This is a genomic window from Mesorhizobium sp. B3-1-9 (assembly GCF_006439595.1).
GTDB lineage: Bacteria > Pseudomonadota > Alphaproteobacteria > Rhizobiales > Rhizobiaceae > Mesorhizobium.
Genome location: NZ_VFTJ01000019.1, coordinates 17314 through 34959, shown reverse-complemented (window position 1 = coordinate 34959; position 17646 = coordinate 17314). Strand labels below are relative to the sequence as shown.

Sequence of the window (17646 nt, the reverse complement as noted above, 5' to 3'; positions counted from 1 at the left end):
GAGCAAGATCAGAGATGTCGAAGAGCTATAATCCCGCAGCGGTGTGGAAGCCTTTTGGCGCGTTCTCCATGGTGAAAATCCATGAGGGCGGGCAACTCGTTCACCTAAAAGGCCAAGTTTCGCTTGACCGTGAAGGGCAGATTGTCGGGAAGGGCGATATGCGGGCTCAGGTCCGGCAAACCCTCGAAAACATCAAGGCCGTGCTCGCGGCCATGGGTGGGGAGATGGCCGATATCGTATCGCTGACCCAGTATACGACCGACATAGAGCGGTTCATGGCGTCGGGAGACATCCGCAAGGAGTTCTTTTCAGAGCCCTATCCCGTAACGACAACCGTCGAGATCGTGCGACTTTATCATCCGGACTTGCAGATCGAAATCACGGCAATAGCCGAGATACCTGGAAATCGGTTCAGAATGCCGGCAGATTGAAAATCGCTGTTGCGAGGCTACTGCTTGCGCGCCTCCGGCGCCGGCATTTCCGGCGGCGGCAGCGGGATCGAGATGCCTTCGCTGTCGAAAGCCTGCTTGGCGCGCTTGGTCATGTCGGTCTGGGTCGAGAAATAGTCGGCGGCCGACGTCCAGTAGCGCAAGGTGAGCGAAACGGTGGTGTCGCCGAGATTTGCCACGAAGGCGATCGGCGCCGGTTCGCGCCGGATGCGCTTTTCGGCGCCGGCGATGGCAAGCAGCGTCTTTTGCGCGCGGTCGATGTCGTTCCAGGAGCCGATGCTCAAGCTCACGTCGGTGCGGCGCACGCCGTTGCGGGTGAAATTGCGCACCGGCTGGTTCCACAGCGTCGAGTTGGGTGCCAGCACATAGACGCCGTCGACGGAGCGCAGCTTGGTGGCGAAGAGGCCGATCTCCTCGATGGTGCCGGCAATCGAGCCGACCTCGACATATTCGCCGATGCGGAAGGGCCGGAGCGCCAGAAGCATGATGCCGGCAGCGATGTTCTGCAGCGTGCCTTGCAGAGCCAGCCCGATGGCCAGGCCGATTGCGCCTATTGCCGCGATGATGGAGGCGGTCTGCACCCCGAACTGGCCGAGCACCATGATGGTGACCAGGATCAGGATGGCGTAGCGGACGATCTTGGAGAAGAAATGACGCAAGGTCGCGTCGAAGCCGTGGATATGGCCGAGGCCGGCGGAGATCGAGCGCTCGGCGACACCAGCGACGAAATAGCCGACAACCAGCAGGATTATGGCGCCGATGGCCGAGAAGGAATAGGAAACGATCAGCGTGCTCAGCTGCGCAAGCCCGGCCTGGATGGTGATGAGGGCGCTTTGCGGGTCGGTTGGCATGGATGAAGTCCCCATTGGTCAGTGAGCCGATAACCTATGCAAAGCGCAAAGGGTTCCGATTTTTTCGGGACGACGGAACCTGCCAAGCAGAGCCGCGTTGGCGCGGGCAGGGCGCGCCCGTCTTGAAACTGCAATGGAACTCTGCCTATCTATGTGGTGTCACCTTTTGCATGGTGATTTGGTTGTTCTTGTTGGGAAAGGAAACACACTGAGAACAGCACTGCGGAAGAAGGCTGACATCATGCCTTCGCCGGCAGGGATCAGCGGAAACGACGCCGCGTCCCTCGCCATCGACACAGTCCTTGCCAGTCTGGAAGACTCCAAGGCCGAAAACATCGTCTCAATCGACATCCAGGGAAAATCGAGCCTCGGCGACTACATGGTCATCGCCTCGGGCCGATCGCACCGTCATGTCTCGGCTGTCGCCGATCACCTCCTCAAGGCGCTGAAGGATGCCGGCCTCGGCACGGCGCGCGTCGAGGGGCTGGCCGGCGCCGACTGGGTCCTGATCGATTCGGGCGACATCATCGTCCATGTCTTCCGCCCCGAAGTCCGCGAATTCTACAATCTGGAAAAGATGTGGCAGGCGCCGGATCTCGAGGAAGAGACCTTGCACTGAGCCTTGATCCGTGTGCCGTGAACCGTCACGGTACGCGTTAGGACAAGCTCGCCGGGGCGAGGATGAAGATCACCGTTCATGCCGTGGGCCGGATGAAGACCGGCCCCGAGAGAGAACTCGCCGACCGCTATTTCGAGCGCTTTTCGAAGAGCGGGCCCGCGGTCGGGCTGGAATTTGCCGGCATTGTCGAGGTTCCCGAGAGCCGCGGACAGAGCGCCGACGAGCGCCGCCGCGAGGAAGCCCAGAAGTTGCAGGCCCAGTTGCAGCCGGGCACTGTTCTCATCCTGCTCGACGAACGCGGCAAGTCGCTCTCCTCGGAGGACCTGGCCGCCCGCATCGGCCAGTTGCGCGACGGCGGCCGCAAGGCGCTCGTCGTGGCCATCGGCGGCGCCGACGGCCATGACAGATCCTTGCGCGAGCAGGCGGACCTGGTGCTGTCGTTCGGCGCGCTGACCTGGCCGCACCAGTTGGTGCGCGTGATGCTGGGCGAGCAGCTCTACCGGATCGCCACGATCCTTTCCGGTCATCCGTATCATCGATCGTGAATAACGGCATCGGCCGAAAAGCTGGGGATTGCCGGCCTGCGCCGCGATTTCCGCCTCAATCGCGCGGCAACCGGGTTATTGGGCGCTTCCAACATGGTTGATGGTTCGTTAACGAAGCGGCGGATACAGTCGAGGCCTGATGTCTGAAGGCTGGAATTCCAGAACGCGCGCTTGGCGCAGCCGCTGCGGTTTGACCCTTGTCGCCGCCGTGGTCACGCTCGGGCCGGTCCGGGCGGCCGAAAATCCGCTCGACCTTGCACCCGATCCGGATCAGAGCCGGGCCGAATACGAGCAGGTTTCCAAGGAGATTACCTTGTCGTCGGAGCGGCTGGGCAAGCTCGCCGCCGACATCGCCTCGGTGCGGAAGGACTATGCCTCGATCACCGCGGCGCTCATCCAGTCGGCGATGACGGAGCAGAAGCTCGGCCAGGACATCGAGGATATCGGCGCCAAGCTCGAAGGGCTGAAGGCCGAGCAAGGAAAACTGCGCGCCTCGCTCATGGCGCGGCGCGACGTGCTGGCCGAGGTGTTGGGCGCCCTGCAGCGCATGGGGCTCAATCCGCCGCCGGCGATCTTGGTCAAGCCCGAAGATGCGCTGTCGTCGGTGCGCAGCGCCATCCTGCTCGGCGCCGTCGTGCCGGAATTGCGCCAGCAGACCGACAGGCTGATGGCCGACCTCAAGGAGCAGACCCGCGTCACGGCCTCGATCGAGGCAGAACGGGCGAGACTCACCACCGCCGTCACCGACCAGACGGCCGAGAAGAAGCGGCTCACCATGCTGCTGGAGGCCAAGAAAAAGCTGCAGGCCGATACCCAAACGGCGATGGCGGCCGAACAGCAGCACTCGCAGCAGCTGGCGGCGAAGGCGAGCAGCCTCAAGGACCTGATCGCCTCGCTCGAAGCCGACAAGGCGCGCAAGGGGCAGGACCAGGTCAAGGCGGGCGAGCGGAAATCGACGGACAATGACACGACGGCCTCGACCACCGAGCTCGCCGCGCTGCCGGTGCCGGAGGCCAATCGCCTCACCGGATCGGCGCCGTTCTCGGCATTGCAAGGCCAGATCGCGCTGCCTGTCATCGGCAAGATCAAACTGCGTTTCGGCGCCGACGACGGCAATGGCGAGGCGATGCAGGGCGACATGGTTGCGACACAATCGGGAGCCATCGTCACCGCGCCGGCGGATGGAAACGTGCTTTATGCGGGGCCGTTTCGCTCCTATGGTCAACTCTTGATCCTCAATGCGGGCGACGGTTATCATGTCGTCCTGGCGGGGATGAGCAGAATCAGCGTCGCGACCGGACAGTCGGTGCTCGCAGGAGAGCCGATCGGCGCGATGGGAGAGGCCCGGGTGGCAAGCACCTCGGCCTCGCGAAATGGAAATGCGGCGCTGGAACTCTATGTCGAGTTCCGCAAGGATGGAAAACCCGTCGATCCGGCCCCATGGTGGGCGGACCGATTTTCTGGAAGGACGTGAAATGATGCGGAAACTGTCGCTTCTGTTTGCCGGCGCGCTGATGGGCGCATCGGCAATGAGCCTGGTCTACGGCGCACCGGGTTCGGCGGCGAACGCTGCGGGTTCGGAAACCTACAAGCAGCTGGCGATCTTCGGCGACATCTTCGAGCGCGTGCGCGCCAATTACGTGACGCCGCCGGACGACAAGTCGCTCGTCGAGAACGCCATCAACGGCATGCTGGCGTCGCTCGACCCGCACTCCTCGTACATGAACGCCGAGCAGGCGCAGGACATGCGCGTGCAGACCAAGGGTGAGTTCGGCGGCCTCGGCATCGAGGTCACCATGGAGAACGACCTCGTCAAGGTCATCACGCCGATCGACGACACGCCGGCCGCCAAGGCGGGTGTGCTGTCGGGCGACTACATCGCCAAGATCGACGGCGAAGAGGTGCGCGGCCTCACCCTTAACGACGCGGTCGAGAAGATGCGCGGACCGGTCAACACGCCGATCAAGCTCACCATCCTGCGCCAGGGCGCCGACAAGCCGATCGAAATCACGGTGGTGCGCGACGTCATCAAGGTCAAGGCGGTGAAGTACCGGGTCGAGAACGACATCGGCTACATGAAGATCACCTCCTTCACCGAGAAGACCTATGACGATCTCGAGAACGCCATCGAGAACATCAAGAAGCAGGTGCCGAACGACAAGCTGAAGGGCTATGTGCTCGACCTGCGCCTCAATCCGGGCGGTCTGCTCGACCAGGCGGTCAGCGTGTCGGATGCCTTCCTCAAGCGCGGCGAGATCGTGTCGACCCGCGGCCGCGATCCGAAGGACGTCACCCGCTTCGACGCCAAGCCGAAGCAGGTCGACGACATCAACGGCAAGCCGATGATCGTGCTGGTCAATGGCGGCTCGGCGAGCGCCTCGGAAATCGTCGCCGGCGCGCTGCAGGACCTGCGCCGCGTCACGGTGGTCGGCACGCAGTCCTTCGGCAAGGGCTCGGTGCAGACCATCATCCCGCTCGGCGAGAATGGCGCGCTGCGGCTCACCACGGCGCTCTATTACACGCCGTCGGGCAAGTCGATCCAGGGCAAGGGCATCACGCCCGACATCAAAGTCGACCAGCCGCTGCCGCCGGATCTGCAGGGCCGCGACCTGACCCGCGGCGAATCCGATCTCAAGGGCCACATCAAGGGCGCCGACGAGAGCTCCACCGGTTCGGGCTCGGCTGCCTATGTGCCGCCGGATCCGAAGGACGACCTGCAGCTGATCTATGCCGAGCAGCTTCTGCGCGGCGAGAAGACCGATCCGTCGTTCCCGCCGAACCCGGACAAGGCCGTGCTGAACCAGTAGTGCGGTCCGGCTCTGGCCGGCTGCGCGAAGCAATGCAATGCTGCCGGGGCCGCGAGGTTCCGGCAGTTTGATTCGGGGCCGCGGTTGGGGCGCCACGCGTCTGGGGTATCGCGCCAGCGATTGCGAAGTTTACGCGAGATGTCACGAAAAAGTGACCCTGGCGGGCTTCCGGGGAAACACGACTTGGCTGAGATCGGCAAGGACATCGAACGCCCGCTCGGACAGACGCTCCGGCCTCAGCGCAAGGCCTCGCGCGGCATCGGCTCTGGCTCGCTCGTCGCTGTGCTGGCCGTGCTTGGCGTGATCGGTGTTTCCGGCGCTATCGCGCTGCGTGAAAAGCCGTTCCGCAAGCCGGAAGAAGTGGCTGTTTCGACGCCGAAGGTCACCGCTGCGCCTGCCCCTGTGGCAGCGGCGCCCGCGCCGGCTCCGGTTTCGGCTACGACGCCACAAGCCAGCACGCCGAAGAAGAGCGGCGGCCCGCAGATCATCCACGTCCAGACCGAAGAGGGCGACGGCCCACCCAAGGCGGCGATCGTGATTCGCGATCCGTCGACGCTCGGCCAGAACCTCAAGGTCGCCCATATCCCGGACAGGGCGCTGATCGAGGCCAGCGACACCGGTCCGCTGCCGATGCGCTCCGCCGACGGCAGGCGGCCCTTCGACGTCTATGCGCGGCCTTGGTCGGGCGCGCGCGGGGCACGGGTGGCGATCGTCATCGGCGGACTCGCCGTCTCGCAGACCGGCACGCAAGCCGCGATCGCCAAGCTGCCGGCCGAAGTGACGTTGGCTTTCGCGCCGCAAGGCAACAGCATCGGCCGCTGGATGCAGGCGGCAAGGCAGAGCGGGCATGAGATCGTCATGCAGGTGCCGCTCGAGCCGTTCGATTATCCGAACGTCAATCCCGGCCGCAACACGCTGACGGTGTCGGCCAGCCCGGACGAGAACCTGAAGAGCCTGCACTGGGCGCTGTCGCGCACGACCAACTATACCGGGGTCATGAACTATATGGGCGCGCGCTTCTCGACCGACGCCTCGGCGATGGAACCGTTCATGGCCGAGCTCGGCAAGCGGGGGCTCGCCTATATCGACGACGGGTCGTCCGCTCGTAGCGTTGCGCCTGACCTTGCGCTCAAGGACGGCGTGCCGTTCGTTGCCGGCGACATGGCGATCGATGCCGTGCAGGACCGCGGCGAAATCCTCAAGAAGCTGGACAGCCTGGAAGCGACGGCGCGGGCCAAGGGCAGCGCCGTCGGCATCGGTTCGGCCTTCGATATCACCGTCGACACGGTGACGTCCTGGATTGCCGAAGCGAAGAAGCGCGGCATCGAGATCGTGCCGATCTCGGCGGTGGCGATCGATCCGCAAAAAGGCTAACCCTACCCGCCTCGCCGAAGTCAATCCTCAAAGACGGCTGGAACGCTGACCCATGGCCAAGAAGATCGATCCTGAAACGCTGCCTTACCGTCCGTGCGTCGGGCTGATGATCCTCAACGGAGCAGGCCTGGTCTGGGTCGGGCACCGCATCGCCGAACCGGACAGCGAGTTCGCCGGCACGACGCAACTCTGGCAGATGCCGCAAGGCGGCATCGACAAGGGCGAAGAGCCGATCGAGGCCGCGGGCCGCGAGCTCTATGAGGAAACCGGCATGCGCAGCGTATCGCTGCTGGCCGAGGCGCCGCGCTGGATCAATTACGATCTGCCGCCGCATCTGGTCGGCGTCGCCTTCAAGGGCCGCTATCGCGGCCAGACGCAGAAATGGTTCGCCTATCGCTTCGAGGGCGACGAAAGCGAGATCGAGATCAATCCGCCGCCCGGCGGCCACATCGCCGAATTCGACGAATGGGCCTGGCGGCCGATGCGGGATCTGCCGGAGCTGATCGTGCCGTTCAAGCGCAAGGTCTACGAGCAGGTCATCGCAGCATTCCAGCATCTCGTCCCCTGAGCGGTCGTCCGCCCCGGTTGTCGCGCCGGCCCTGTGGCCGTATTGATTGCCGATGCAATGAGCGGGGGTCGCGATGAACGACGACACCGGACGCGGGTTTCCGGCACATGATGCAAGCAGCGGTTCGACGGTGAGCGAGGCGGCCGCCGGCGCGATCCTGACGATCGATCTCGGCGCCATCCGGGAAAACTACCGCCGGCTAAAGGTGCGACTCGACGGCGTTCGCTGCGCCGGCGTGCTCAAGGCCGACGGCTACGGGCTTGGCGCCGCGCAAGTGGCATCGGCGCTGGCGAAGGAGGGCTGCGACATCTTCTTCGTCGCGCTGCTCGGCGAGGGCATCGCGCTGCGCAAGGCGATCGGGCCCGGGCCCGACATCTTCGTGCTGAACGGGCTGGCTCCGGGTTCTGAACCGGAAGCCGCGGCGGCTCGGCTTTGGCCGGTCATCAACAGCGCCATGCAACTGAAGGCCTGGCGCGAGATCGCGCGAGGCATGGGCCAAAGCCTTGCCGCCGCGATCCAGGTCGACAGCGGCATGGCCCGGCTCGGCATGGCGCCGGCGGAAATCGAGGCGGTCGTGGGCGAGGCCGGCGCCTTCGACGGCGTCGACATCCGTTTCGTGATGAGCCATCTCGCCCGCGCCGACGAGCCGCAACAGGCGGCGAACGAGAAGCAGCGACGCGAATTCGAATTGCTGCGCAAGATGCTGCCCGCGGCGCCCGCCTCCCTGGCCAACTCGTCCGGCATCTTTCTCGGGCCGGCCTACCACTACGACCTTGCCCGCCCGGGAGCCGCGCTCTACAGCGTCAATCCGACGCCCCATGCACTCAATCCGATGCTGCCGGTGATAGGGCTGCAAGCCAAGGTGGCGCAGACGCGGCAGGTCGGCGCGGGCGCGGGCATCGGCTATGGCCACACCCAGCAAGCCGAGGGGCCGCTCAGGCTGGCGACCATTTCGCTGGGCTATGGCGACGGCTGGCACCGGCGCGCCGCTTCGGCCGCCTGGTTCGAGGGCGTGCGGTTGCCGTTCATCGGGCGCGTGTCGATGGACTCGATCGTCCTCGACATTTCGGCGCTTCCGGCCGGCCGGCTCAGGGAAGGCGACCTCGTCGAGCTCATCGGTCCCTCGCAAAGCGTCGACGACGCGGCCGGCCATGCCGGCACCATCGGCTACGAGATATTGACCAGCCTGGGTGCGCGCTTTCACCGCCGCTACCTAGGAGCTTGAGACAGGCGCCTTGCTTGACAAGCCGGGGCTTCTCGGCAAGGTTCGGAGCATGAGCAACCTCGCTTATATCAAAACCTGCTTCAGGGTTTGCCCCATCGCGGGAGCGTAGCCCCGACGTGGCCGCCAGTGCCGGCGGCCGCGTGAACCGGGGCGTTTGAATTCCAGACATTTTCATCGAGCCGGCGGCCTTTGCGGTCCGGCTCTGTTCGCCGCCCTCGACGTGGCGGCTTGCGCGCATTCGCTTCGCCGATGCGCCAGCATATGAGGTATGCCATGCCCACAGCAACGCAATCGCGTTCCACCATCCTTGTCAGCGCGGCGGATCACGACCGGCTGAGCAGTCTCGCCAGGGCCTTTCTCAACCGCACGCCCGATATGGCCGAAGACCTGCTTGCCGAGATGGACCGCGCCCGGGTCGCCACCGAGGCGGCAATGCCCGCCGACGTGGTGCGGATGGGCTCGACGGTGACGCTTCAGGATCCGGAAGGAAGCCTTCAGACGGTGACGCTGGTCTATCCGGCGGAGGCCGACATCGCCGAAAGACGCATATCGGTGCTGACGCCGCTTGGAACCGCGCTGATCGGCGCGCGCGCCGGCCGCACGGTCTCCTGGCGGAGCCGCGACAGCCGAGTCCTTTCGGCTACGATCGAAGTCGTCGATCAAACGCGGAGGGCGCCATGACCAGGACCGCCTACCGGCTGACGGCCAAGGACTTCGCGGTGATCGAGGCGATGCTGATGCGCCGCCGCGCGTTTGCCGATCCGATCGCGCCGATGCTCGAACGCAAGCTCGCCGAAAGCCGCGTCATTGCGACGGGAGCCGTCGAGTTCGACCTTGCCACGCTCAACAGCCGGGTGATCTTCCGCGTCGGCGGCGGTTCACTTCAGACGCGGACGCTGGTGCAGGCCGAAGCATCCGCTCCCGTCGGCTCCGGCCTGCCGGTCGCCACGTGGCGCGGCCTTTGCCTGCTTGGCATGAAAGCGGGCCAATCCGCGCTGGCCGAGCGGCCCGACGGCCCTGCCGAGGAGATCCTTCTCGAGGACGTGGCCTATCAGCCGGAGGCCGCGCGGCGAGCGGCGCAGGATCGCGCCGCCGAGCGACCTCGCCACGGCCTCAGGCTGGTCCACAGCACATCCGCCGGTGACTGGCCCCTTGGCGGGCGCGGCAAAATCCGGCAGACAGAAGGGGACGATCCGGGCCCTTCCGCGGCATGATCGGCCTTTGAGGGAGCATGGAATGAAAGTCATCGTGCTGGGCGGCGGCGTGATCGGAGTCACCACCGCCTACTTCCTCGCCGAGGCCGGTCATGAAGTGACCGTCTACGATCGCCAGCCGGGGCCGGCGCTCGAAACCAGCTTCGCCAATGCCGGCGAAGTATCGCCGGGCTATGCCTCGCCCTGGGCCGGGCCCGGCATCCCGGTCAAAGCCGTCAAATGGCTGTTGATGAAATACGGACCGCTTGTCGTGCGGCCGGCCTTCGACCCGAATATGTGGACGTGGCTCCTCAAGATGCTGCGCAACTGCACGGCCGAGCGCTACGCGCTCAACAAGTCGCGCATGGTGCCGCTTGCCGAATACAGCCGCGACACGCTGAAGGCGCTGCGCGAAGCGACCGGCATCACTTACGACGAACGCAGCAAAGGCACGCTGCAGCTCTTCCGCAAACAGAAGCAGCTCGACGGCACCGGCGGCGACGTCGAGGTGCTGAAGAAATATGGCGTGCCCTATGAAATCCTCGATCGCGACGGCTGTATCGCGGCCGAGCCGGCCCTTGCGGCGGTTCGCGATAAATTCGTCGGCGGCCTCAGGCTTCCCGGCGACGAGACCGGCGACTGCAAGATGTTCACCGACAAGCTCGCAGAACTCTGCGTAGCGCGCGGCGTGACCTTCGAATACGGCTCGACCATCCGGCGCATCGTCAGGAACCGCAATCGCCTCACCAATGTGCTGACCGATCGCGGATGGAGGTCCGCGGACGCCTTCGTGATGGCGATGGGCAGCTATTCGGCGCAGTTCATGCGCTCGCTGGGGCGCCCAATTCCGGTCTATCCGGTCAAGGGCTATTCGATCACCGTGCCGATCAGCAATGCCGAGGCAGCACCGGTGTCGACCGTCATGGACGAGACCTACAAGGTGGCGATCACCAGGCTCGGCGACCGCATCCGCGTCGGCGGCACGGCGGAGATTTCGGGCTATGATCTTCGCTTGCAGGAATCGCGCCGCCGCACGCTCGAACACTCGGTCGGCGATCTCTTTCCCGGCAGTGGCGACCTAAAGGCGGCGAGCTTCTGGTGCGGCTTGCGGCCGATGACGCCGGACGGACCGCCCTTGATCGGGCAAAGCGAGGTCGCCAACCTCTTTCTCAACACCGGCCACGGCACGCTCGGCTGGACCATGGCTTGCGGCTCGGCCAAGGTGCTGGCCGACATCATGTCGAACCGGGTGCCGGAGATCAACGCGCGCGACCTCAGCCCGGAACGCTACCTCAAACCTATCTGACGGGCTTTGCAGCTGCTTCGGCGGGGCTCGCGTCAGAATGCCTGCCGGACCCAGGTGTCGCTGAACAGCAGCCGGTAGGCCCAGCCGATGGTGACATTGATGGCGACCGGGCGCGAATGGGCGAGGTAATCGTCATAGACCGGCTTCATGCGGCGGTAGAAAGCCGGATCGAGCACGACCATGCCGTTCTCCGAGTCATGGAAGAAGCTGCGGTTGTTGAGGTTGACCGAGGAGATGGCGACCAGCCGTTCGTCGATCATCATGATCTTGGAATGCAGCACGACATCCGGCGCCTTGAACTCGCGGATGTCGATGCGGTCGCCATATTTCTCGACGAACAGCTTGTTGAGCGCGGTGAGGAACCGGCCGCCAATGTCGCCCTTGAGGTCGATACGGCCGACGACATCGATCTTCACGCCCCTGGCCAGCGCCCGGTCGATGGCCCGGGCGATATCCGGCGTCAGGTTGAGATAGGGATTGACGATCTCGATGCGATGCTCGGCGGTGTCGATCAGTTCGACGAAATAGGCCTCCAGCGCGTGCCCGTCCTCGTAGGGCACGGAAATGAAATGCCGCGCCACGCCGCGCGGGCTTCCACCGGGAACCGGAATGGAAAACGGCCGCGACAGGTTGGTGTCGGCGTCGCGCAGCCAGATTGTCGACAGATGCGCGGCCAGCGTCTCGACGGTCGCCGGGTCGGCGATCTCGATGTCGAAGTCGCTCCAGTTGGAATAGTAATTCAGCGAGAAGCCGTCGGTCTTGCCGTATTGCTCCAGGTCCGGATAGCGGGTCAGGTCGACGGGCTTGTGGAACAGGAAGCCGTCATGGATGTTGCGCCCGCCGATGATGACGCGCGAGCGACCGGGCTCTTCGGCCAGCGTCGCCAGCATCTTGATATGGTGAACCTTGTGCAACTGCGAGATCTGCTCGTCGAACGGCGCGCCGTGGTCCGCCTGCCAGCGATATTCCTGTAATTGGACGTTGGGGAACTCAGCCGCCAGCCGGTGCAGCAGCGCGTCGTCCTTCTCACGCTCCAGCACGTCGGTCACCAGGATGCGCACCTTGGTGCCAAGTGCTGCGTGATGGCGGATCAGCCGCTCCATGATGCGGCCGGAGAAATCCGCCTTGAACTCCAGCGACGACAGATAGATCAGCCGGAGTTTCGGCGCGCTTGAGAAATCGAGCGGCAGTTCGGGGTCGGCCTTGTCGATGGCGCTGTCGGGCAGCGTCCGGCCGAGCAGGGCCTCGACCTTGGCGTTGAAGCCGTCGCGCGATTTGCGCAGCAGGGTCGGCGACCCCAGCGCCAGCGCGCAGGTCTGCGACAGCCAGCGGCTGGCATAAAAGACGCGGTCGAGTTCCTCCATCCCCGCCGGGTCAGGCACCGGACAGCGGTCGTAGCGGCTGTCGAGCCCCGCGATCCAGGGATCGGCGGTCTCCTCGCGCAGCAAGGTCAGCGGCGCGCCGGCCGGCACCAGGGTGGAGCCGACGCGCAGATCGCAGCGGGTCAGCGCCTCGTCCGGAAACAGGCTGACGGAGGTTTCGGCGACGGGCAGGCTCAGATGGAATGGAGAGGCCGCGACGACGGTGATGGATCGCCCCGACGCGCGGATCGCGAGCGGGCCGTTGCAGGTGCCGCCGATGTCGACTTGCAGTTGCCCCGCCTGGCGCAGCACGATCTCGACCGAGCGCGCCTGCAGGCCGGAGAAGCTGAAGGTCTTGGGCGCCGAGGGCCGCGCGGCGGCATCGAGATAGAGTGTCTGGCGCGACATGCGCCAACGGCCGGTGAACCGGCCTTCGCCCGGCTTGCCTCGCGTCGGCGCCAGCTCGGTGTCGTCGAGCGGTTTGGCGAGCCGTTGCAGCGTCGCATAGGTCGTGTGGAAGCCGCTGTTCTGGACATCTCGCCAGTCGCGGCCGAAACGGCCGGTGCCGTTGGCGCGGTCGAGCGCATCGAGGCGGCTTTGGGCGAGCAGCGCCTGGAACTGCTTGTCATAGGCGCTGTTGCCGTCGCCTGCGAAGTAGTGGGCTCCGGCTATCTCGGCGCCGCTGCTGTCCGCCGAGACTGGCAGGTGGCCGCAGGCGCCGTCGCCCGGAAAGAAGGCGCAGGCCGAATGCCCAGGCATGCCGGCGCAACCGGCAAGCGCTGCCAGCGCCAGTCCAAGCAACGCCTTGGTTATGGCCGACCCGGGCTTCATCCAGTCGCCCCGTTCATGGCCTTGAGCTGGGCCGGATCGCGCGGCGGCATGAAGCCTTGCGGAAAGATCCTGCAGACCGGAAACGCGAAGGTGGCGATCAGCAATTCTGCCTCGTTTCGCATTTTGCGCGGCGCCGTCCGGTCGTCGCGGATATTCCTCGCGGAGGCGACGAGCGCGCCGTCGCAGTCGCAATGATTGTGCCGGGCAATGTAGCAGGCGTCGTGGACCTGGCAGGCGGCGTCGAGACGGTCGACCGGCTTTGCCGACAGATCGCCGGTGCGGGTGCCTGGGCCGCAATAATTGCCGATGACGAAAGGCGAGGGGCGCGCCATGGCATAGCGGACGGGCTTCGGCAGCTCCGCTTCCGGAACCTTGGTCCAAGGGTTGGCGCAGTCCGACAGAAAGATCAGCGGCAAAATGGCAAGTACGGCTCGCATTTCTCCGCCGGCGTTCCGAAGATTGTCCCCCTTGCGCCCGGTCATGACATGGCCAGGCGCGCTGGTGCCACAGTCGCTGAATTTGTGGCGGAGGCAAGGCGGCAACGACCAACTGGCTGTGATAGGATCGGCCGCGGCGAGGGGGCTTTGGGATGCGTGTTTTTCTTGTTGCGGCGGCGGCCGCATATCTGACCTGCGCCCCGGTGGCGTTTGCCGCGGACAAGACCGTTCGCGACAAGGAGCACGGCTTTTCCCTGACCTATCCCGAGGAATGGACGAGCGAAACCACCTTTGGCAATACCATGCGGCTCAAGGTCAAATCCGGCGAAGAAGGCCTAACCTGCAGGGTGTCGCAAAATCTCTACGACCCGACCGCCCCGGACAATCCGCCCGATCCCAGGGCATTCATCGAGAAGGACTGGTCGGCGGAAAACTGGCAGACCATGATCGGCGTCGCTTATCAGTCGGCCGGCTTCAGCCAGGATCGGCTGGCGCATTTTCCGGACGGCTATCCGGTGCGGATCGCCGACATGGATTTCCACTACGCCGACGACAATATCAGCTTCTACGGCCATTCCCGCATCGCGCTGACGCTGCGCAGCTCGCATTACGGCTTCGTCGATTGCGGGGTCACGGGCGACAGCGCCGACGAGGCGGCGCGCAAATGGGCGCCGCTTGTGGACGAAGCCGGGAAAGTGGTGAGTTCGTTCGTGCTCGACGCGGATTAGACAAAAAGACCGCGCTCGCGTTCCACCGCTTTGGTGATGAAATTGGCGACGAGCTGGACGCGGCGCAGCGGCCTCACCGATTCATGATAGACCAGCCAGTAGGCGCGGCGGATGGGCGCGACGATGTCGACGGACACAAGCTCCGGCATCGAACGGGCGACGAAAGTGTGCAGGATGCCGATGCCGGCGCCGGAGCGCACCGCCTCGGCCTGGCCGAGCGCCGAGGAGATGGCGAAGCTGGTGCGCCATTCGGGGCTGAACTCGGCGGCATAGTCGAGTGACGGGCTGACGATGAGGTCCGGCACATAGCCGATCAGCGTGTGCAGGCCGAGCTCGGCCGGCGTTTTGGGCAGGCCGTTGGCCTCGGCATAGGCGCGGGAGGCGAAGAGGCCGAGCGTATAGTCGACCAGCTTGCCCGCCACCAGCCGGCCTTCGGTCGGCCGCTCGACGGTGATCGCGATATCGGCCTCGCGCCTGGACAGCGAGAAGGAGCGCGGCACCGGCACCAGCTGGATGGTGAGCTCACGATGCAGCGCGGTCAGTTCGCCCAGCCGCTTGGCCAGGAAGGCGACGCCAAATCCATCGGGCGCGCCGATGCGCACGGTTCCCGAAACATCGTCGCCCTCGCCGGCAATCGTCGAGCGCGCGGCGATCATGTCGCCTTCCATGCGCTCGGCTATGTCGAGGAAGCGCTCGCCAGCCGGCGTCAATTCGCTGCCGGTGGTCAGGCGGCGGAACAGTTTTGTCCTCAGCGCTTCCTCGAGCGCGGCGATACGGCGCGACACGGTGGCGTGGTTGAGCTCAAGGCGCTTGGCGGCGCCGAGGATCTGCCCGGCGCGCGCCACGGCCAGGAAGATGCGGACGTCATCCCAGTTCATAGGAAATCCCCGACGACAGCGCACCTGTCATTTGCGACAATTAATGCACACTCCATTGTCGTTGTCTATTTTCCGCACAACGGTTGCGTTTTGGCTCGCGTTGCCATCGCCGCCGCAAAGGCGGACAATGCGTCAATCACCAAACAAGGGAGAGAAGCATGATCGAATACGGTCATTTCATCGGTGGCAAGCGTGTCGCCGGCACCAGCGGCCGCAAGCAGGATGTGATGCAGCCGATGGACGGCTCCGTGCGCGGCACGGTGGCGCTCGCCTCGCAGGCGGAACTGCGCGCCGCGGTCGAGAATGCCAAGGCGGCGCAGCCGAAATGGGCCGCCACCAACCCGCAGCGCCGCGTGCGCGTGCTGATGAAATTCCTCGAGCTGGTCGTCCGCGACTATGACGAACTGGCCGACATACTGGCGCGCGAGCACGGCAAGACGATCGCCGACGCGCGCGGCGACATCCAGCGCGGCCTCGAAGTGGTCGAGGTCTGCATCGGCGCCCCGCACATGATGAAGGGCGAGTTCACCGACGGCGCCGGTCCCGGCATCGACGTCTATTCGATGCGCCAGCCGCTCGGCGTCGTCGCCGGCATCACGCCGTTCAACTTCCCGGCCATGATTCCGCTGTGGAAGATCGCGCCGGCCATCGCCTGCGGCAACGCCTTCATCCTGAAGCCGTCGGAGCGCGATCCGGGCGTGCCGATCCGTATCGCCGAACTGTTCATCGAGGCCGGCCTGCCTGCCGGCATCCTCAACGTCGTCAACGGCGACAAGGAAGTGGTCGACGCCATCCTCGACGATCCGGACATCAAGGCGATCGGCTTTGTCGGCTCGACACCGATCGCGCACTACATCTATTCGCGTGGCACCGCGGCCGGCAAACGCGTGCAGTGCTTCGGCGGCGCCAAGAACCACATGATCATCATGCCCGACGCCGACATGGACCAGACGGTCGACGCGCTGATCGGTGCCGGCTACGGCTCGGCCGGCGAGCGCTGCATGGCGATCTCGGTGGCCGTCCCGGTCGGCAACGACACCGCCAACCGGCTGATGGAGAAGCTGGTGCCGCGCGTGGAAAGCCTGAAGGTCGGTCCGTCGACCGATTCGGCGGCCGATTTCGGCCCGCTGGTGACGGCACAGGCGCTGGAGCGCGTGAAGGGCTATGTCGATATCGGCGTCAAGGAAGGCGCCAAGCTCGTCGTCGACGGCCGCGGCTTCAAGATGCAGGGCTATGAGAACGGCTACTATATGGGCGGCTGCCTGTTCGACAACGTGACGGCCGACATGCGCATCTACAAGGAAGAGATCTTCGGGCCGGTGCTGTCGGTGGTGCGCGCGCCGCGCTACGAGGACGCGATCAAACTCGCCAACGATCACGAGATGGGCAACGGCGTCGCCATCTTCACCCGCGATGGCGATGCGGCGCGCGACTTCGCATCCAGAGTCCAGGTCGGCATGGTCGGCGTCAACGTGCCGATCCCGGTTCCGATCGCCTATTACACCTTCGGCGGCTGGAAGGCTTCGTCCTTTGGCGACCTCAACCAGCACGGTCCGGACGCCTTCCGCTTCTACACCAAGACCAAGACGGTCACGTCGCGTTGGCCGTCCGGCATCAAGGACGGTGCGGAATTCGTCATTCCGACGATGAACTAGCCCGACGGTTTCCTTGTTTGCGCGTCCTCGCCACTTCGTGGCTGCGGGCGCGCGGCGAGGCATCAAGGACGGTGCGGAATTCGTCATTCCGACGATGAACTGACCCGGACAGGTCGTCCAACCCAACATTGGGGAAGCGCGGTGCAAGCCGCGCTTTCTTTTTATGGATGCCGGGGAATGCTGCGGCTTTCGTCCACCCAGGCTTGCACGGTCCAGTTTGCGCCGCCAAAGGCGCAACTTGAGATGCATGAATTCCGACGCATCGCGCCAGGAGAGTATCCGCACCTTCCAATAATTCCGTCGCCGTGTGATGGAACCAACAGACCTCCTCAGTCTTAGGCTGTATTCCTGCCATGCGTGCAGGCAAATCAAACAGCGCCGGTGGCAGCCGGGGTTCGCGTCTGGCGCGAGGAGGTGTCAGATGACACGATTTCTTATGGCGACAATGCTGGCGGCGGCGGTGGTCACCGGTGGATCGGCGTCGGCGAACGCGGCGGCGCAATGCGCTCCGCGCGCCGACATCATCAAGGCGCTCGGCGACAAGTTCCACGAAAGCGAGGCCGGGCGCGGTCTGATCAATCCTAACGTCGTGCTCGAGATCTTCGTGTCGGATCAGGGCAGCTGGACCGTGCTTGCCTCCGACACCAAGGGGCAAAGCTGCATCCTTTCCGTGGGCGAGGGCTGGGACAGCCCTACGATCGCGGCAGCCATGCCAGGCGCATGAGAAATTCGCCGTAGAGTGTCCGCTCCCGGGTTGGTTGCGGGCGGCTCAGGCGCTGTCAGCGCCCCCCCCGCTTGTTTACGGAGCGGAGCTTCACC

At 65.1% G+C, this 17646-nt stretch carries 18 protein-coding genes; 14 read left to right on the top strand and 4 right to left on the bottom strand.

Annotated features, from left to right (window positions below):
• Positions 1 to 14 precede the first annotated feature (14 nt).
• Positions 15 to 431, top strand: coding sequence for a RidA family protein (locus tag FJW07_RS25390; protein ID WP_140859208.1), 417 nt, complete (start codon positions 15 to 17; stop codon positions 429 to 431).
• 17 nt (positions 432 to 448) lie between these two features.
• On the opposite strand, the gene FJW07_RS25385 is transcribed toward FJW07_RS25390, so the two are convergent.
• Entirely contained in the window at positions 449 to 1300 is an 852-nt protein-coding gene (locus FJW07_RS25385) for a mechanosensitive ion channel domain-containing protein (RefSeq protein WP_140659733.1), read from the bottom strand.
• Between the two features lie 241 nt (positions 1301 to 1541).
• Here FJW07_RS25385 and rsfS point away from each other — a divergent pair, with 241 nt between their 5' ends.
• The 10 genes from rsfS to FJW07_RS25335 all read left to right on the top strand — a co-directional run bounded on the left by rsfS (position 1542) and on the right by FJW07_RS25335 (position 10937).
• Positions 1542 to 1919, top strand: a complete 378-nt coding sequence (gene rsfS / locus FJW07_RS25380) for a ribosome silencing factor (RefSeq protein ID WP_140646523.1) — start codon at positions 1542 to 1544, stop codon at positions 1917 to 1919.
• Positions 1920 to 1981: 62 nt separating this feature from the next.
• Entirely contained in the window at positions 1982 to 2464 is a 483-nt protein-coding gene (gene rlmH / locus FJW07_RS25375; protein ID WP_140859207.1) for a 23S rRNA (pseudouridine(1915)-N(3))-methyltransferase RlmH, read from the top strand.
• A 139-nt stretch (positions 2465 to 2603) separates the two neighbouring features.
• Entirely contained in the window at positions 2604 to 3938 is a 1335-nt protein-coding gene (locus FJW07_RS25370) for a murein hydrolase activator EnvC (protein ID WP_140859206.1), read from the top strand.
• Position 3939: 1 nt separating this feature from the next.
• Complete coding sequence (locus FJW07_RS25365) at positions 3940 to 5271, top strand: S41 family peptidase (RefSeq protein ID WP_181166921.1); 1332 nt, start codon at positions 3940 to 3942, stop codon at positions 5269 to 5271.
• Positions 5272 to 5454: 183 nt separating this feature from the next.
• Complete coding sequence (locus FJW07_RS25360) at positions 5455 to 6645, top strand: divergent polysaccharide deacetylase family protein (protein WP_140859205.1); 1191 nt, start codon at positions 5455 to 5457, stop codon at positions 6643 to 6645.
• Between the two features lie 52 nt (positions 6646 to 6697).
• Entirely contained in the window at positions 6698 to 7213 is a 516-nt protein-coding gene (locus tag FJW07_RS25355; protein WP_140859204.1) for an RNA pyrophosphohydrolase, read from the top strand.
• A gap of 73 nt (positions 7214 to 7286) precedes the next feature.
• Entirely contained in the window at positions 7287 to 8438 is a 1152-nt protein-coding gene (gene alr / locus FJW07_RS25350) for an alanine racemase (protein WP_140859203.1), read from the top strand.
• 273 nt (positions 8439 to 8711) lie between these two features.
• Positions 8712 to 9119, top strand: a complete 408-nt coding sequence (gene rnk / locus FJW07_RS25345) for a nucleoside diphosphate kinase regulator (protein ID WP_246680864.1) — start codon at positions 8712 to 8714, stop codon at positions 9117 to 9119.
• The gene (locus tag FJW07_RS25340) at positions 9116 to 9652 is read left to right on the top strand and encodes a nucleoside-diphosphate kinase (RefSeq protein ID WP_140859202.1); all 537 of its coding nucleotides are present in this window, start codon (positions 9116 to 9118) and stop codon (positions 9650 to 9652) included. The genes rnk and FJW07_RS25340 overlap by 4 nt, the downstream gene beginning before the upstream one ends.
• Positions 9579 to 10937, top strand: a complete 1359-nt coding sequence (locus FJW07_RS25335) for a D-amino acid dehydrogenase (protein WP_246680863.1) — start codon at positions 9579 to 9581, stop codon at positions 10935 to 10937. Before FJW07_RS25340 ends, FJW07_RS25335 begins: the two co-directional genes overlap by 74 nt.
• Positions 10938 to 10969: 32 nt before the next feature.
• Here FJW07_RS25335 and FJW07_RS25330 read toward each other — a convergent pair whose 3' ends face one another.
• Both FJW07_RS25330 and FJW07_RS25325 read right to left on the bottom strand, forming a co-directional pair.
• Entirely contained in the window at positions 10970 to 13129 is a 2160-nt protein-coding gene (locus FJW07_RS25330) for a phosphatidylserine/phosphatidylglycerophosphate/cardiolipin synthase family protein (RefSeq protein WP_140859200.1), read from the bottom strand.
• On the bottom strand, positions 13126 to 13566 hold the full coding sequence (locus FJW07_RS25325) for a hypothetical protein (RefSeq protein ID WP_140859199.1): 441 nt from the start codon (positions 13564 to 13566) through the stop codon (positions 13126 to 13128). The genes FJW07_RS25330 and FJW07_RS25325 overlap by 4 nt, the downstream gene beginning before the upstream one ends.
• A 152-nt stretch (positions 13567 to 13718) precedes the next feature.
• On the opposite strand from FJW07_RS25325, the gene FJW07_RS25320 reads away from it, so the two are divergent.
• Positions 13719 to 14294 carry a hypothetical protein gene (locus FJW07_RS25320; protein ID WP_140859198.1) on the top strand — a complete coding sequence of 192 codons (576 nt, stop codon included), beginning with the start codon at positions 13719 to 13721 and terminating at the stop codon, positions 14292 to 14294.
• Here FJW07_RS25320 and FJW07_RS25315 read toward each other — a convergent pair.
• Positions 14291 to 15172 carry a LysR family transcriptional regulator gene (locus tag FJW07_RS25315; RefSeq protein ID WP_140859197.1) on the bottom strand — a complete coding sequence of 294 codons (882 nt, stop codon included), beginning with the start codon at positions 15170 to 15172 and terminating at the stop codon, positions 14291 to 14293. The genes FJW07_RS25320 and FJW07_RS25315 overlap by 4 nt on opposite strands.
• A 158-nt stretch (positions 15173 to 15330) precedes the next feature.
• Here FJW07_RS25315 and FJW07_RS25310 point away from each other — a divergent pair, with 158 nt between their 5' ends.
• Together FJW07_RS25310 and FJW07_RS25305 are read left to right on the top strand one after the other, a co-directional pair.
• A complete protein-coding gene (locus FJW07_RS25310; protein WP_140859196.1) occupies positions 15331 to 16827 on the top strand; it encodes a CoA-acylating methylmalonate-semialdehyde dehydrogenase in 1497 nt (498 codons plus the stop codon).
• Between the two features lie 421 nt (positions 16828 to 17248).
• Entirely contained in the window at positions 17249 to 17551 is a 303-nt protein-coding gene (locus FJW07_RS25305; protein WP_140646536.1) for a hypothetical protein, read from the top strand.
• Positions 17552 to 17646: the final 95 nt, after the last annotated feature.